We start from the raw sequence: 1,258 nt of genomic DNA on the forward strand, positions 1-1,258 counted from the left end.
GGCCCCGGGCGACCCCGCCCCTAGGATGGACCAATGACCCTGAACCCCGCCAGCGCCCAGGCCTCCCCGTCCCAGACGCTCTCCCGCGGCATCCGGGCACTGGAAATCCTCGCCGACGCCCAGCGTCCGCTGACCATTGCCGAGCTGGCCGATGCTATGGGTGTCCACCGCTCCGTGGCCTACCGCATCCTGCGCACCCTGGAGGACCATTCCCTGTTGGTGCGCGATGACGCCGGGCGGGTCCAGCCGGGTCCCGGACTCGCCGTCCTGGCCCGCGGGGTCGCGCGGAACCTGCAGACGGCAGCCCTGCCGGAGCTGACGCACCTCGCCAACACGCTGACCATGAGCGCCTTCGTGGCGGTCTGGGACCACGAGGACTGCGTCACACTGGTCACCGTGGATCCGCGGCACACCGGGGCAACCGTGGTCCAGCACCCCGGATCCCGGCACCCCATCAGCGCCGGCGCCCCCGGCATTGCCATCCAGTCGGCGCACTCCGAACACGAGTGGGCCACCGCTGCGCCCCGGATCCCCTACCGGCCCGAGGCCGCAGAGGCACGACGCCGGGGGTACGCGGCCAGCCACGACGAGGTCATCGCGGGAGTCTCCTCGCTGGCCGTTCCGGTCCGCGTGCCGGGCGGGCGGCCGGCCGCGCTCGCCGTCGTTTACATCCGTGCCGCGCAGGACCCGGACGAGGTGGCGGCCGCGCTGGCGGCCAGCGCCCGGCGCATCGAGACCCAGCTGGGCTGAAAGCCCGGGAGCTTGCCGCTTCCCGCACCGCACACGCCGGCAACTGTCAGGTGGTGGGGACGGGGGCCTTTTTCTTCCGGAGGACGACGGCGGCGGCCGCCCCGAGCAGGAACAGCGCGGCCGCGGCGCACACGGGTACGAGGAAGGCCGTGGAGTAGCCGTCGTTCTGGGCGAGCTGTCCAGCGATGGAGGATCCCAGTGCGGTCCCGGCGACGATGCCGCTGGCAAGGGCCGTCATGACTGTGCCGAGCTTGCCGGTGGGGGCGACGAGGCCGCCGATGGCGAAGACCGTCACCATGAGCGGCCCCACCGGCAGGCCCAGGACCAGGAGCACCAGGATCATGGGCAGCGCCGTCGCGGGCAGCAGCAGGAGTGAGGCGAAGCCGGCCATCAGCGCCGCACAGGCCAGCCAGCGGGCATTGAGCGTGAATCGGCGGGGCCAGTAGGCCGCCGAGAGGGCCGTGGCGGCTGAACTGAGGCCCATCACGGCATACAGCAGTCCCGCCAG

General features: G+C 72.7%; 1 protein-coding gene and 1 pseudogene. One reads left to right on the forward strand and one right to left on the reverse strand.

Annotation, left to right across the window (positions count from 1 at the left end):
- Nucleotides 1-33: 33 nt before the first annotated feature.
- Nucleotides 34-750, forward strand: a complete 717-nt coding sequence (locus BJG92_RS15535) for an IclR family transcriptional regulator (protein WP_232084893.1) — start codon at nt 34-36, stop codon at nt 748-750.
- Nucleotides 751-796: 46 nt separating this feature from the next.
- On the opposite strand, the pseudogene BJG92_RS15540 reads toward BJG92_RS15535, so the two are convergent.
- A pseudogene (locus BJG92_RS15540) lies at nt 797-1,258 on the reverse strand (MFS transporter); the annotation flags it as partial.

The organism is Arthrobacter sp. SO5, from assembly GCF_020532805.1.
Taxonomy (GTDB): domain Bacteria; phylum Actinomycetota; class Actinomycetes; order Actinomycetales; family Micrococcaceae; genus Arthrobacter.